The sequence below is a fragment of the Mesorhizobium sp. M0862 genome (genome assembly GCF_040319795.1).
GTDB lineage: Bacteria > Pseudomonadota > Alphaproteobacteria > Rhizobiales > Rhizobiaceae > Mesorhizobium.
The window spans coordinates 183,009-196,365 of sequence record NZ_JAMYOJ010000003.1 but is presented as its reverse complement, the minus strand read 5'-3'; the positions used below and the strand labels follow the sequence as shown (position 1 = coordinate 196,365).

Sequence of the window (13,357 nt, the reverse complement as noted above, 5' to 3'; positions counted from 1 at the left end):
TTGGCGGCTTTTTTGATTTTTCCGGTACCGGAGACGCATATAATGAGCGGTTCGGCGCTTTACGAGACCTTTGCCCGCGCCCCTTTGGCCTTCGACCATGGCGAAGGCACCTGGCTGGTTACCGACAAGGGCGAGCGATATCTCGATTTCGCTGGCGGCATCGCGGTCAATTCGTTGGGCCACAGCCATCCGCATCTGGTCTCGGCGCTGACCGAACAGGCGGCCAAGCTCTGGCACGTCTCCAATCTCTACGAGATCCCGGGGCAGGCCCGGCTCGGCGAGCGGCTGGCTGACGCCACCTTCGCCGACAAGGTGTTCTTCACCAATTCCGGCGCCGAGGCGCTCGAATGCGCGATCAAGACGGCGCGGCGCTACCAGTTCGTCAAGGGCCATCCCGAGCGCTTCCGGGTCATTACCTTCGAAGGCGCCTTCCACGGCCGCACGCTGGCGACCATCGCCGCCGGCGGCCAGTACAAATATCTCGAAGGCTTCGGCCCCAAGGTCGAAGGCTTCGACCAGGTCGGCTTCGACGACATCGACGCCGCCGAGAAGGCGATCACACCAGAGACCGCCGCGATCCTGATCGAACCGGTACAGGGCGAGGGCGGCATCCGCCCGGTGCCGACGCAATCCTTGAAGCGGCTGCGGCAGCTCTGCGACCAGCATGGCCTGCTGCTGATCTTCGATGAGGTCCAGTGCGGTATCGGTCGCACCGGAAAGCTGTTCGCGCATGAATGGACCGGCGTGACGCCCGACATCATGGCGATTGCCAAGGGCATTGGCGGCGGCTTCCCGATGGGCGCGTGCCTCGCCACCGACGACGCTGTCGTCGGCATGACGGCAGGCGTGCATGGCACCACTTTCGGCGGCAATCCGCTGGCCATGGCGGTCGGCAACGCTGTGCTCGACGTCGTGCTGGAAGACGGCTTCCTCGAAGACGTCCAGCGCAAGGCATTGCTGATGAAGCAGGGCCTGGCGGCGGTCGCCGACGAATTTCCTGATGTCATCGAAGGCATCAGGGGCAGCGGCCTGATGCTTGGCCTGAAATGCGCCATGCCCAACACCAAGGTCAACATGGCGCTGCGCGACCAGCATCTGCTGGCGGTGCCGGCAGGCGACAACGTCATTCGTCTGCTGCCGCCGCTGACCGTCACCGACGCCGAGATCGGCGAAGCGCTCGATCGCATCCGCGCCGGCGCCAAGGGCCTGACCGACGCCATCGCCGCGGCCGCCGCGAAGTAATCCCGAGAACCATTCCCGATGAGCCTTCGCCATTTCACCGATCTTTCCGCCGTTTCCGAAGGCGATCTGCGCCTGATGCTGGACGATGCGGTGGTGCGCAAGGCGCGCCTCAAGGCCGGCGAACGGACCAGACCGCTCGAAGGCAAGGTGCTGGCCATGATCTTCGACAAGCCGTCGACGCGCACGCGCGTGTCCTTCGACGTCGGCATGCGACAGCTCGGCGGCGAGACCATCATGCTGACCGGCACCGAAATGCAGCTCGGCCGCTCCGAGACCATTGCCGACACCGCCAAGGTGCTGTCGCGCTATGTCGACGCCATCATGATCCGCACCACGTCGCATGAGCGGCTGCTCGAGCTGACCGAGAATGCCACGATTCCGGTCATCAACGGGCTGACCGACGACACCCATCCCTGTCAGCTGATGGCCGACATCATGACCTTCGAGGAGCATCGCGGTCCGGTTGCCGGCAAGACCATCGCCTGGACCGGCGACGGCAACAACGTGCTGCATTCGCTGCTCGAGGCCTCGGCGCGGTTCCGCTTCAACCTCAATGTCGCCGTGCCGGAAGGCAGCGAGCCGGCGCAGAAGCACATCGACTGGTCGAAGTCCAATGGCGGCAAGCTGCACTTCACCCGCTCGCCCGAGGAAGCCGTCGACCAAGCCGACTGCATCGTCACCGACTGCTGGGTGTCGATGGGCCAGGAACACCGCGCCCGCGGCCACAATGTCTTCTCGCCCTATCAGGTCAATGCGGCGCTGATGGCGAGGGCCAAGCCCGACGCCCTGTTCATGCACTGCCTGCCGGCGCATCGCGGCGAGGAAGTCACCGACGAGGTCATCGACGGTCCGCATTCGGTGGTCTTCGACGAAGCCGAGAACCGGCTCCACGCCCAGAAGGCGGTTTTGGCCTGGTGTCTGGGCGCTTGATCTCCAGGCGCTTGCTCTCCAAGCGCTTGATCCGGGGCGGCGCGATGCCTATTTGCGCCCCATCACGCAAATCAAGCGCGTTTGGACGCATGCACCCCTCCGGGCCGCATGGCCGCGCCCTGGAGCTTTGTCATGTTGGAAACGCATCAAGTGACTGAACATCACCCCAAACTCGGCGAGTTCGGCTATGCCGGCGACGATCATGTCGTGCCCTTCGAGGTAGGCCCGCTCGACGTGCGCGGCCGCACCGTGCAGCTCGGGCCGATGCTCGACGCCATCCTCAACCGTCACGACTATCCCGAGCCGGTCGCCCGCCTGCTGGCGGAAGCCTGTGTGCTGACGGTGCTGCTCGGCACTTCGCTCAAATTCGAAGGCAAGTTCATCCTGCAGACCCGCACCGACGGGCCTGTCGACATGCTGGTCGCGGATTTCTCCACGCCCTCGGCATTGCGCGCCTATGCGCGCTTCGATGCCGACCGGCTGGAGGCCCTGGTGGCCGCAGGCCAGACCTCGCAGCAGACGCTGCTGGGCAGCGGCGTTTTGGCGCTGACCATCGACCAAGGCGCGCACACGCAGCGCTATCAGGGCATCGTCCAGCTCGACGGCGAGACGCTGGAAGACGCCGCGCGCACCTATTTCCGCCAGTCGGAGCAGATCCCGACCGACCTCCGGCTGTCGGTGGCCAAGCTGCTGACGCCCGGCCCCGGCGGTGCGCGCGAGCAGTGGCGCGCCGGCGGTATCCTGGCGCAGTTCCTGCCGCAGTCACCCGAGCGCATGCGCGTGCCCGACATTTCGGGCGGCGACGGCGATCCGCGTGACGTGACGCAGGAGCCGGCCGACAATTCGTGGCGCGAGCTGGTGGCGCTGCTCGGCACCATCGAGCCGACCGAGCTGATCGACCCGACCATCGGCGCCGAGCGGCTGCTCTACAGGCTGTTCCACGAACATGGCGTGCGCGTCTTCGGCGGCGTGCCGGTCGCCGACCAATGTTCCTGCTCAAGGGACAAGATACGCGGCATCCTCGAGGGGTTTTCCGCGCAGGAGATCAAGGACAGCACCGAAGATGGCGGCATCCACGTCGCCTGCGAGTTCTGCTCGAAGCAGTACGACTTCGACCCGGCGGAGTTTGCAGCTCAGTAGCATCTCTTCCTTCTCCCCGTTCACGGGGAGAAGGTGCCCGAAGGGCGGATGAGGGGCAGCGCGAACTTTGGTGAATGGCCGCGCATAGCCTACGTCATGTGCGTGGAAGATAACCTCATGAGTCCGGCGGCGCCCCTCATTGCACTGCCGGGCATTTCTCCCCGTATAGAGATGGGGAGAAAACCCTAATTCACCGTCCGCCGCGTCCCCGGCAGATCCAGCGAAAACGCGGGAATAGCGACGTCGAACGTCTCGCCCTTTTTGTTGCGCATGGTGTAGTGGCCGACCATGAAGCCGGAGGGCGTCGAGAGCGGGCAGCCTGACGTGTATTGATAGCTGTCGCCGGGATTGAGCTCAGGCTGGTCGCCGACCACGCCGGCGCCGCGCACTTCCTCGATCCGGCCGCTGCCGTCGGTGATGTGCCAGTAACGCGACATAAGCTGCACGAAATCGTCGGACTGGTTGTCGATCGTCACCTGGTAGCCCCAGACATAACGGTTCTCCGCCGGGTCCGAGCGGTCCTCCAGGTAGAACGGTCTGACCTGCACTTCGATGTTGCGCGTGACGGCGCGATACATGGGCTGCTCCGGTTGCGCGGCAAGGAACATTTGTCGCGCTATGCGGTTTGATACGCGCACAACGGCATGTCCTGCCAGCCTCAAAGCGGAGGTGCCGACAAACAATGTCATTTAAGTGACACATGACAGTGTTGGTGTGCGCAAACCTTGCCGGCGACTCAAGGCCCATCTGTCGACTGACAAAGCAGCCGCGAGCGGCCTTTCCGGAGTGACCAGATCTCATGGAACCAGCTCTCACAGCCGCCTTCGCTTCCTCCGCTTTGCTTCTTTCCAATCTCGCCAGCATCCTGCTTGCTTCGTCGAAACTGCAAGCGCGTCGCCTTATCCCTCCGCCGTCCGACGAGCAGCCACCGGTCTCGATCGTCGTGCCGTCGCGCGGCGTGGAGCCGTTCACACAAGAGACGCTGCAGCGAGCCTTCTCGCTCGACTGGCCGCGCTACGAACTGATCTTCTGCGTCGCTCACGCCGACGATCCCGTCGTCAAACTGATAAACAGGGCGATCGTCCTGTTTCCCAACGTGCCGGCCCGGCTGCTGATCGGCGACGACCGCGTCAGCAGCAACCCGAAGCTCAACAACTGCGTCAAGGGCTGGGAAGCGGCGCGCAATCATTGGGTTATTCTGGCGGATTCCAACGTGCTGATGCCTAGGGATTACGTCCAGCACCTGATGGCGGCCTGGCGGACCAATACCGGGCTTATCTGCTCGACGCCGATCGGCTCGCGGCCGGAAGGCTTCTGGGCCGAGGTCGAATGCGCGTTCCTCAACACGCTGCAGGCGCGCTGGCAATATGCCGGCGAGGCGCTTGGCCTCGGCTTTGCCCAGGGCAAGAGCATGCTGTGGAACAAGCCGATGCTCGATACCAATGGCGGTATCCGCGCGCTGGCCGCCGAGATCGCCGAGGATGCTGCTGCAACCAAGCTGGTCAACGGACTGGGCCTGCGCGTCAATCTCGTTGCCTCGCCTTTCGAGCAACCACTGGGGCAGCGCCGACTTGCCGACATCTGGTCGCGTCAGGCGCGCTGGGCGCGGTTGCGCCGCGTCACTTTCCCGCTGTTTTTCGCACCCGAGATCCTGACCGGCGTCGCCGTGCCGTTGGCGTTGGCGCTGGTGGCGGCAGCAAGTGCCGGCATCAGCCTGCCGGCCACGGTGTTGGCCGTGCTGACGGCGGCCTACATTCCCGAATGCGCGCTGGCCGCGGCCAAGGGCTGGCATCTGTCGCTGCGCATGGTCCCGGCGATGATGGTCCGCGACATGATGCTTCCCGCCATCTGGGCGCGCGGCTGGCTGAGCGGCGCCGTCGATTGGCGCGGCAACACCATGATCATCGGCACCAAGGCAGCCGAGCTGGAAGAGGCTTCGTCGGGAGCGTGACGCCTCGCGGCCTACCCGGCTGCCTTCAGCGCCTGCGCAACGTCCTCCAGCAGATCGTCCGTATCCTCAAGACCGACCGACAGCCTGAGCGTTCCCGGCCCGATGCCAAGCTCGGCGCGAGCTTCGTCGCTGAGGTTCTTGTGCGTGGTGGTCGCCGGATGGGTGATCAGGCTCTTGGCGTCGCCGAGATTGTTGGAGATCAGCACGATGTCGAGCGCGTTCTGCAAGGCGAAGGCCGCCTGCTTGCCGCCCTTCACGTCGAGGCAGATCAGCGTCGATCCGCCCGTCATCTGCTTCTTGACGATGTCGGCCTGCGGGTGGTCGGCGCGGCCGGGATAGATGACGCGGGCGATTTCCGGCCGTCCTGCCAGGAAATCCGCGATCTTGGCCGCGCTTTCCGTCTGCTGGCGCACCCGAACCGGCAGCGTCTCCAGGCCCTTGAGCAGCGTCCAGGCGTTGAACGGCGACAGGCTCGGGCCGGTGTGGCGGAAATAGTCGTGCAAATTCTCGTCGATCCATTTCTTGTCCGACAGGATGATGCCGCCGAGACAGCGTCCCTGGCCGTCAATGTGCTTGGTCGCGGAGTAGACGACGATATGGGCGCCGAGCTGCAAGGGCTTCTGCTGCAAGGGCGTGGCAAAGACATTGTCGACGATCAGCCTGGCGCCGATCGAGGTGGCGAGCGCCGCCACCGCTGCGATGTCGACCACTTCCAGCGTCGGATTGGTCGGGCTTTCCAGGAAGAACAGTTTCGTGTTCGGCCGCACCGCCTTTTCCCAGTTGGCGATGTCGGTGCCGTCGACCAGCGTTGCCTCGATGCCGTATTTCGGCGCCAGCGTCTCCACCACCCAGCGGCAGGAGCCGAACAGCGCGCGCGCCGCAACGATATGGTCGCCGGCCTTGGCGCTGCACAGGAGCGCTGCCGTCACCGCAGCCATGCCGGACGCCGTGGCGCGCGCATCTTCGGCACCCTCCAGCGCGCACATGCGCTTTTCGAACATGTCGACGGTAGGGTTGGCATAGCGCGAATAGATGAAGCCCGGCTCCTCGCCCTTGAAACGGGCCTCGGCAGCCTGCGCCGTCTCGTAGACATAGCCTTGGGTGAGGTACATCGCTTCGGACGTCTCGCCGAACTGGGAACGCAGCGTTCCCCCGTGCACGAGTGCGGTCTGAGGTTTCCAGTTACGCTTCTTGGTGCTCATCGCTTTTGTTCCAGACACAAAAAAACCGGCCGCGAAAGTCGCAACCGGTCCATATGGCCTTGCGGCCCGACGGTCCTTTAGCGACTTGTTTAACGTGGCTGCAAGCCGACCGGCCAAATCACCACGGGATAACGACCCTTTAGACCTCACCTGCGCTTGCGTCAATTGCCGGCTTCATTAAGAGGTTTGTACCAGGCAGGTTCCGCAATAATATCCAGCGGTTTTGCGGCAAGAACCTGCCACAAAGAGACCGACCTTGGAGCGGAGCCAGCCTTTTGCGGCAGACAGGCATTCTTCCCGATCAGGACATTTCCGCGCTGTTTCAGTCCGGCGCGCTGGAGTCGCCGCGCGCGCTCGATGTCGACCAGGTGCAGCCGGCGAGCCTCGATCTGAGGCTCGGCGACAAGGCTTTTCGCGTGCGCGCCTCCTTCCTGCCGGGTCCCGATCATCTGGTGGCCGACAAGCTTCACCGGCTGAAATTGCATGAGTTCAGTCTCGCCGAGGGCGCGGTGCTGGAAACCGGCTGCGTCTACATCGTGCCGCTGCTCGAAAGCCTGGCGCTGCCCGCAAACGTGTCCGCCTCGGCCAACCCGAAGAGCTCGACAGGCCGGCTCGACATCTTCACCCGGGTGATGACCGATCGCGGCCATGAGTTCGACAAGATCGCCGCCGGCTATCACGGGCCGCTTTATCTCGAAGTCAGTCCGCGCACCTTCCCGATCGTCGTGCGCGCCGGATCGCGACTGTCGCAGATCCGCTTTCGCACCGGAAACGCGCTGTTGTCGGAGGCAGAGCTGAACGAATTGCACCGCGCCGAGATGCTGGTGGCGACCGAGCCGCCCAACATTTCCGGCGGCGGCATTGCGCTGTCGATCGATCTTGACGGCGACCAGAACGGCCTGGTCGGCTATCGCGGCAAGCATCACACCGGCTTGGTCGATGTCGACAAGCGCGCCGCCCAGGATGCCGTCGATTTCTGGGAGCCGCTCTACAAGAGCGGCGCCGGCGAACTGGTGCTCGACCCGGACGAGTTCTACATCCTGGTCAGCCGCGAAGCCGTGCACGTGCCGCCGCTCTACGCCGCCGAGATGACGCCCTTCGATCCGCTGGTTGGCGAATTCCGTGTTCACTATGCCGGCTTCTTCGATCCGGGCTTCGGCCATTCGGCCTCAGGCGGCACCGGCAGCCGGGCGGTGCTCGAAGTGCGCAGCCACGAAGTGCCGTTCATCCTCGACCACGGCCAGATCGTCGGCCGGCTGGTCTACGAACACATGCTGAAGCGGCCGCAGGCGCTTTACGGCACCGATCTCGGCTCGAATTACCAGGCGCAAGGCCTCAAGCTCTCCAAGCATTTCCGCCCCGCCGGCTGAACCTTCGATCACCGTCAGGCAAAATACTTGCCTGCGCTGCCTCACCATGCTTGGCTGCCTTTCGGTGGCCGGCAAGAGAACGGCGCGCAAGGGGAACCAAAATGCAGATTTCAAGATGGATCATATCGGCAGCGAGCGCTGCCATGCTGGTGATATCGGCCGGCTCGCTGGCTGAGGCGCAGGAGAAATTGAAGATCGGCACCGAGGGCGCCTATCCGCCCTTCAACACCATCACCGCGGACGGCAAGATCGAGGGCTTCGACATCGACATTGCCAATGCGCTGTGTGCGCAGATGAAGGTCGAGTGCGAGATCGTCACCCAGGACTGGGACGGCATCATCCCGGCGCTGCAGGCGAAAAAGTTCGACGCCATCATCGCCTCGATGAGCATCACCGAGGAGCGCAAGAAACAGGTCGCCTTCACCAACAAATACTACACGACGCCGCTGGCGCTGGTGGCGCCGAAGGACAGCGACCTCACTTCCACCGAACCGGCAGCCCTTGCCGGCAAGACGGTGGGCGCGCAGGCCTCGACCACCCAGGCCGACTATGCGCAGGACGCCTATGGCAAGGCCGGCGCCGAGGCGAAACTCTACCCCACCCAGGAAGAGGCGATCACCGACCTGCAGAACGGCCGTCTCGACGCCGTCATCTCCGACAAGTTCGTGCTGATGGACTGGCTGAAGAAGGCGAGCGAAGGCTGCTGCAAGCTTGTCGGCGACGTCAAGGGCACCGAGACGCAAGCCGGCATCGCTGTCCGCCTGGAAGACACGGCGCTGCGCGACAAGCTGAATGCGGCGATAGACGCCATCGTCGCCGACGGCACTTACAAGAAGATCCAGGCCAAGTATTTCGATTTCGATATTTATTGAGTCCCGTCCGCCGGCGTCAGCCGCGAAAGAGATACTCTTTCGCGGCGCCAAGGCAGGCATGAAAATGGCCGATAAACAGCAGTTCGCGTGCGGCCAAACGTTTCCTGCCCCAAAAGCCTTCGGTCAGTTTGACCTCGTCGAGCGAAGCGTTTGAGCCGCGCTTCAACGGGAACAACTGCTTGTCGAGGCAACCGAGGACATGGGCCTTGGCGGAGTCGATGCCGCAGACCTTGCCATTGTTGTTCAGCCTGTCGCTGCAAAGCGCTGATGTCATGTGATCCGTGTTGCGCATCAGAAAGCTCACCTGGGCTTTCGAATAGCCGGTTGCCAGAAGACGGCTCGTCATCGCCAAACGGGCTTCACGATAGGACTTCGGGCTGCACTGGCCGGCGCTAAAGGCCACCGACGGTTGGGTCAGGAACAGGGCCACGCCCGTGAACACAATGACAAGCCGCATTCCGTTCATTTCCGGCTCCCAAATTGTGATGCTGCCTCAAAGCGCCTTCACCGCCACCTTAACCGGCTGCTCAATCTCCAGCGGGTTGCGCAGCGGTAGGCCGAAATCCGCGGCCTCGATCTCGAACACGTCGCCGGCCTGAGTCTTGATGCCGTCGGCAAAGGACAGCGTCGCCGTGCCGAACATGTGCACATGCACGTCGCCCGGCTGGCGGAAGGCCGAATATTTGAAGTGATGATGTTCGAGATTGGCGATTGTGTGCGACATGTTCGCTTCGCCCGACAGGAACGGCTTTTCCCACAGCAAATTGCTGTCGCGATAGATTCGCGATGAGCCCCTGACGTCGGCCGGCAGGTCGCCGATCAGGATTTCCGGCCCGAACGAGGCGTTGCGCAGTTTGGAATGTGCCAGGAACAGATAGTTCACCCGCTCGGTAACATGATCGGAAAACTCGTTCGACAGCGTGAAGCCGACGCGGAACGGCGCGCCGTCGTCGCCGATGACATAGATGCCGGCGATTTCCGGCTCCTCGCCGGCGTCCTGCGCAAAGGCCGGCGACATCAGTGCGGCGCCCGGCGCCACCGCCATGGTGCCGTTGCCCTTGTAGAACCATTCCGGCTGCACGCCGGTCTGGCCCTTGGCCGGCTTGCCGCCTTCGAGCCCCATGCGGAACATCTTCATGGAATCGGTAAGCTGCTCCTCGCCGCCATCGCTGAGCTTCTTGTGCATGGAATCGCGCGTCGCCGCCGAGCCGAGATGGGTCAGGCCGGTGCCGGTCAGATGCAGATGCGCAGGATCGGGATGATTGATCGGCGACTCCAGCCGGCCCTTCTTGTAGACGGCGTCGAGGTCTATCGCTTCACCGAACCCCTTGCGTTCGATCAGCGCGACGAGGCCCGTTCCGGTGCGCGCGGCTTCCATGGCCAGCGAATAGACGCTGCGGGCGCCGTTGATGATCCTGGTCTTGCCGCCGCCATTGCGGGCGACGACGCGGATGGTCTCGGCGTCGTCGAGGATCTGGGAGATTAGCATGATGAAATCCTCTCTCATGTGCTTGGCCTTGGATGCCTCTTGGCAAACCTTGACCTGCGCGGCTCGGACCTCGCCGCGCCACGGGTTGAACTCTTCGTCCGGATTGCGCTCGCGAGCTTGATCCCTCGGGGGACTTCTTATGCCGACAATTTGCCGGCTGCGCCGCGATCGTATGCCTCCTGCTTGCCTCGCCTGAAGCTTGTCAGGCCTTGTTCTTGTTGTAGACGTCGAAGATCACGGCGCCGAGCAGCACCAGGCCTTTGACCACCTGCTGCCAGTCGACATTGACGCCCATGATCGACATGCCGTTGTTCATCACGCCCATGATGAAGCCGCCGACGACCGCCCCGATAACCTGGCCGACGCCGCCCATCGCCGAGGCGCCGCCGATGAACACTGCGGCGATGACATCGAGCTCCGAGCCGAGACCCGCCGCCGGCACCGCCTGGCCGAGACGAGCCGCGATGATCAGGCCGCCAAGCGCCGACAGCACGCCCATATTGATGAACACCATCAGCGTCAGCCGCTCGGTGTTGATGCCCGACAGCTGCGCCGCCTTGGGATTGCCGCCCATGGCGTAGATGCGCCTCCCGATGGTCATGCGCTTGGTGACGAAGACGAACAACGTGATCAGCACGCCCATGACCAGCAGCACCACGGGCAGGCCGCGGTAGCTGGCAAACTCATAGACCAGGAACAGCGCCAGCGCGCTGGCGACCAGCGTCTTGACCACGAACAGGGTGAAGGGCTCGGCCTCATAACCATGGCGTTCTCGTTTGCGCCGGGTGCGGACCCCGAAATAGGCATAGGCGAGCACGGCGATCAGCCCCAGCACGACCGTCGTCATGTGCAGGGTCACGCCGCTGCCCATGATGGTCTTGCCGGCTGCGTTCACGACCGGCGGGACGAGCGTCAGTGGGCCGATCACATCCGGGATGAAGCCGGAACTGAGCATCTTGAAGTCGTCGGGAAGCGGACCAACCGACGAGCCGCCGCCAAGCAAGGCCTGGCAAATGCCGCGGAAGATCAGCATTCCGGCCAGCGTGACAATGAAGCTCGGTATCCGGTGATAGGCGATCCAATACCCTTGCGCGGCGCCGATCAGGCCACCCGCGACCAGGCAGACGATCGAAACCACCAGGGGATTGCTCAGCGGTCCGAGTTGCCAGATGACCATCATGTTTGCCGCCAGCGCGCCAATGAAACCGGCGACCGATCCGACGCTGAGGTCGATATAGCCCGATACGATCACCAGCAGCATGCCCAGCGCCATCACGATGATGAAGGAGTTCTGCTGCACCAGATTGCTGAGGTTGACCGGCTTGAACAACGTCCCCGACGTGGTGAACTGGAAGAACAGCATGATGACGATCAGGGCTATGATCAGTCCGTATTCGCGTAAATTCGTCGCCAGCGCCGAGACGGCGATGCGCGGGCGCTGTTCGTCGGCGACGTTGCCCTGCGGGGCGGGGGCGCTTTCGGTGCTCATGCTGCTTTTCCTTCTCCCCGGACGATGGCGCGCATTATCTTTTCCTGGCTTGCTTCCGCCGCCGGCATTTCGCCCACCATGCGCCCTTCGTTCATGACGTAGATGCGGTCGGTAATCCCCAGCAATTCCGGCATTTCCGACGAGATGACCACGATCGCCTTACCCTCCGAGGCAAGGCGCGCGATGATCGTGTAGATTTCATACTTGGCGCCGACATCGATGCCGCGTGTCGGCTCGTCGAGGATCAGCACGTCAGGATCGGCAAACAGCCATTTCGACAGCACCACCTTCTGCTGGTTGCCGCCGGAAAGATTGCCGGTCATCTGATAGACGCTTGACGCACGGATATTGGTCTTCTTGCGATAGTCGTTGGCGACCGCAAGTTCGCGCATGTCGTCGATCACGCTGTGGCGCGACACGCCGTCGAGATTGGCCAGCGTAATGTTATGCTTGATATGATCGATGAGGTTCAGGCCGTAGGTCTTGCGGTCCTCGGTGACATAGGCGATGCCGTGTTGGACCGCCTTGCTTACCGAGGAGACATCGACCGGCTTGCCCTTGAGCAGCACTTCGCCGGTGATGCGGCGGCCATAGGAGCGGCCGAACAGGCTCATGGCGAATTCGGTGCGGCCGGCGCCCATCAGCCCGGCGATGCCGACCACCTCGCCCTTGCGCACATTGATGTCGATGCCCTTGATCACCTGCCGCTCGGCATGGAGCGGGTGATAGACCGACCAGTTTTTCACCTCGAACACGACTTCGCCGATCTTGGGCTCGCGCGGCGGATAGCGGTCGTCGAGCGAACGGCCGACCATCGAGGTGATGATGCGGTCTTCGGAGATATCCTTCTTGGCCAGCGTCTCGATGGTGCGCCCGTCACGGATGACGGTTACCTTGTCGGCGACCCGGTTGATCTCGTTGAGCTTGTGCGAGATCAGGATCGAGGTCATGCCTTGTCGCTTGAATTCGAGCAGAAGATCGAGCAGCGCCTGGCTGTCTTTCTCGCTGAGCGACGCGGTCGGCTCATCGAGGATCAAAAGCTTGACGTCCTTGCTCAGCGCCTTGGCGATCTCGACCAGCTGCTGCTTGCCGACGCCGATATTGGTGATCAGTGTCTTGGGGTCCTCCTTGAGGCCCACCTTCTTCAACAGGGCAGCGGTGCGCGCCTCGTTGGCATCCCAGTCGATGACGCCGTATCGGGCGTTTTCGTTGCCGAGGAAGATATTTTCGGTGATCGACAGCATCGGCACCAGCGCTAGCTCCTGGTGGATGATGACGATGCCCTTGTGTTCGCTGTCATGGATACCTTTGAACTGGCATTCCTGACCCTGAAAAATGATCTGGCCGTCATATGTGCCGGCGGGATAGACGCCCGACAGAACCTTCATCAGCGTCGACTTGCCGGCGCCGTTCTCGCCAACCACGGCGTGGATCTCGCCTTCTTCGACGCTGAGGTTGACGTTCGACAGCGCCTTCACGCCGGGGAACGTCTTGGTGATGTCGCGCATCTCCAAAATCGTCGTCATCAGGGCAAGCTCCTCCTGTTGCATGTCGCTCAAAAGTGCTTGCGGTTTGAGACAACGACATGCACGGAAATAAAGTCCGGTAGAAACAATACCGGGGTCGCTTGTGAACGGAAAGGGGTCCTGCGTCGCGCAGGACCCCTGTCTTT

Annotated in this window: 12 protein-coding genes and 1 riboswitch; of the genes, 6 read left to right on the top strand and 6 right to left on the bottom strand. The window is 63.1% G+C overall.

Annotated elements, in window-relative coordinates; all coding sequences use genetic code 11:
• Positions 1 to 42 precede the first annotated feature (42 nt).
• The 3 genes from NKI15_RS05945 to NKI15_RS05935 all read left to right on the top strand — a co-directional run bounded on the left by NKI15_RS05945 (position 43) and on the right by NKI15_RS05935 (position 3,312).
• Complete coding sequence (locus NKI15_RS05945) at positions 43 to 1,242, top strand: aspartate aminotransferase family protein (protein ID WP_023681950.1); 1,200 nt, start codon at positions 43 to 45, stop codon at positions 1,240 to 1,242.
• Between the two features lie 18 nt (positions 1,243 to 1,260).
• Positions 1,261 to 2,172, top strand: coding sequence for an ornithine carbamoyltransferase (gene argF, locus NKI15_RS05940; RefSeq protein WP_023699513.1), 912 nt, complete (start codon positions 1,261 to 1,263; stop codon positions 2,170 to 2,172).
• A 108-nt stretch (positions 2,173 to 2,280) separates the two neighbouring features.
• Complete coding sequence (locus NKI15_RS05935) at positions 2,281 to 3,312, top strand: Hsp33 family molecular chaperone (RefSeq protein ID WP_027049368.1); 1,032 nt, start codon at positions 2,281 to 2,283, stop codon at positions 3,310 to 3,312.
• 185 nt (positions 3,313 to 3,497) lie between these two features.
• On the opposite strand, the gene apaG is transcribed toward NKI15_RS05935, so the two are convergent.
• Positions 3,498 to 3,890 carry a Co2+/Mg2+ efflux facilitator ApaG/CorD gene (gene apaG, locus NKI15_RS05930; RefSeq protein ID WP_023681948.1) on the bottom strand — a complete coding sequence of 131 codons (393 nt, stop codon included), beginning with the start codon at positions 3,888 to 3,890 and terminating at the stop codon, positions 3,498 to 3,500.
• A gap of 221 nt (positions 3,891 to 4,111) precedes the next feature.
• Here apaG and NKI15_RS05925 point away from each other — a divergent pair, with 221 nt between their 5' ends.
• Positions 4,112 to 5,263: a ceramide glucosyltransferase gene (locus tag NKI15_RS05925; RefSeq protein WP_023750002.1), complete on the top strand. Its 1,152-nt coding sequence runs from the start codon at positions 4,112 to 4,114 to the stop codon at positions 5,261 to 5,263.
• Positions 5,264 to 5,274: 11 nt separating this feature from the next.
• On the opposite strand, the gene NKI15_RS05920 is transcribed toward NKI15_RS05925, so the two are convergent.
• Positions 5,275 to 6,465 (bottom strand): O-succinylhomoserine sulfhydrylase, encoded by a 1,191-nt coding sequence (locus NKI15_RS05920; RefSeq protein ID WP_023669633.1) that lies wholly within the window; start codon positions 6,463 to 6,465, stop codon positions 5,275 to 5,277.
• Positions 6,466 to 6,522: 57 nt separating this feature from the next.
• A riboswitch (SAM riboswitch) is annotated at positions 6,523 to 6,600 on the bottom strand.
• 140 nt (positions 6,601 to 6,740) lie between these two features.
• Here NKI15_RS05920 and NKI15_RS05915 point away from each other — a divergent pair.
• Together NKI15_RS05915 and NKI15_RS05910 are read left to right on the top strand one after the other, a co-directional pair.
• Positions 6,741 to 7,835 (top strand): 2'-deoxycytidine 5'-triphosphate deaminase, encoded by a 1,095-nt coding sequence (locus tag NKI15_RS05915; RefSeq protein ID WP_023738218.1) that lies wholly within the window; start codon positions 6,741 to 6,743, stop codon positions 7,833 to 7,835.
• Between the two features lie 101 nt (positions 7,836 to 7,936).
• Entirely contained in the window at positions 7,937 to 8,707 is a 771-nt protein-coding gene (locus NKI15_RS05910) for an ABC transporter substrate-binding protein (RefSeq protein ID WP_023681945.1), read from the top strand.
• A gap of 16 nt (positions 8,708 to 8,723) precedes the next feature.
• Here the strand turns inward: NKI15_RS05910 and NKI15_RS05905 are convergent, their stop codons facing one another.
• The 4 genes from NKI15_RS05905 to mmsA all read right to left on the bottom strand — a co-directional run bounded on the left by NKI15_RS05905 (position 8,724) and on the right by mmsA (position 13,214).
• A complete protein-coding gene (locus NKI15_RS05905) occupies positions 8,724 to 9,173 on the bottom strand; it encodes a hypothetical protein (RefSeq protein ID WP_023750003.1) in 450 nt (149 codons plus the stop codon).
• A gap of 27 nt (positions 9,174 to 9,200) precedes the next feature.
• Complete coding sequence (gene araD1, locus NKI15_RS05900; RefSeq protein ID WP_352514535.1) at positions 9,201 to 10,196, bottom strand: AraD1 family protein; 996 nt, start codon at positions 10,194 to 10,196, stop codon at positions 9,201 to 9,203.
• A gap of 202 nt (positions 10,197 to 10,398) precedes the next feature.
• The gene (gene mmsB, locus NKI15_RS05895; RefSeq protein ID WP_023669637.1) at positions 10,399 to 11,685 is read right to left on the bottom strand and encodes a multiple monosaccharide ABC transporter permease; all 1,287 of its coding nucleotides are present in this window, start codon (positions 11,683 to 11,685) and stop codon (positions 10,399 to 10,401) included.
• The gene (mmsA, locus tag NKI15_RS05890; protein ID WP_027049369.1) at positions 11,682 to 13,214 is read right to left on the bottom strand and encodes a multiple monosaccharide ABC transporter ATP-binding protein; all 1,533 of its coding nucleotides are present in this window, start codon (positions 13,212 to 13,214) and stop codon (positions 11,682 to 11,684) included. Before mmsA ends, mmsB begins: the two co-directional genes overlap by 4 nt.
• Positions 13,215 to 13,357: the final 143 nt, after the last annotated feature.

Bases quoted from the DNA above. Each gene is read 5' to 3' on its own strand.
- argF (WP_023699513.1), top strand. From the start codon at position 1,261: ATGAGCCTTCGCCATTTCACCGATCTTTCCGCCGTTTCCGAAGGCGAT.
- mmsB (WP_023669637.1), bottom strand. From the start codon at position 11,685: ATGAGCACCGAAAGCGCCCCCGCCCCGCAGGGCAACGTCGCCGACGAA.
- NKI15_RS05905 (WP_023750003.1), bottom strand. From the start codon at position 9,173: ATGAACGGAATGCGGCTTGTCATTGTGTTCACGGGCGTGGCCCTGTTC.
- NKI15_RS05920 (WP_023669633.1), bottom strand. From the start codon at position 6,465: ATGAGCACCAAGAAGCGTAACTGGAAACCTCAGACCGCACTCGTGCAC.
- NKI15_RS05910 (WP_023681945.1), top strand. From the start codon at position 7,937: ATGCAGATTTCAAGATGGATCATATCGGCAGCGAGCGCTGCCATGCTG.
- NKI15_RS05925 (WP_023750002.1), top strand. From the start codon at position 4,112: ATGGAACCAGCTCTCACAGCCGCCTTCGCTTCCTCCGCTTTGCTTCTT.
- araD1 (WP_352514535.1), bottom strand. From the start codon at position 10,196: ATGCTAATCTCCCAGATCCTCGACGACGCCGAGACCATCCGCGTCGTC.
- NKI15_RS05935 (WP_027049368.1), top strand. From the start codon at position 2,281: ATGGCCGCGCCCTGGAGCTTTGTCATGTTGGAAACGCATCAAGTGACT.
- NKI15_RS05945 (WP_023681950.1), top strand. From the start codon at position 43: ATGAGCGGTTCGGCGCTTTACGAGACCTTTGCCCGCGCCCCTTTGGCC.
- apaG (WP_023681948.1), bottom strand. From the start codon at position 3,890: ATGTATCGCGCCGTCACGCGCAACATCGAAGTGCAGGTCAGACCGTTC.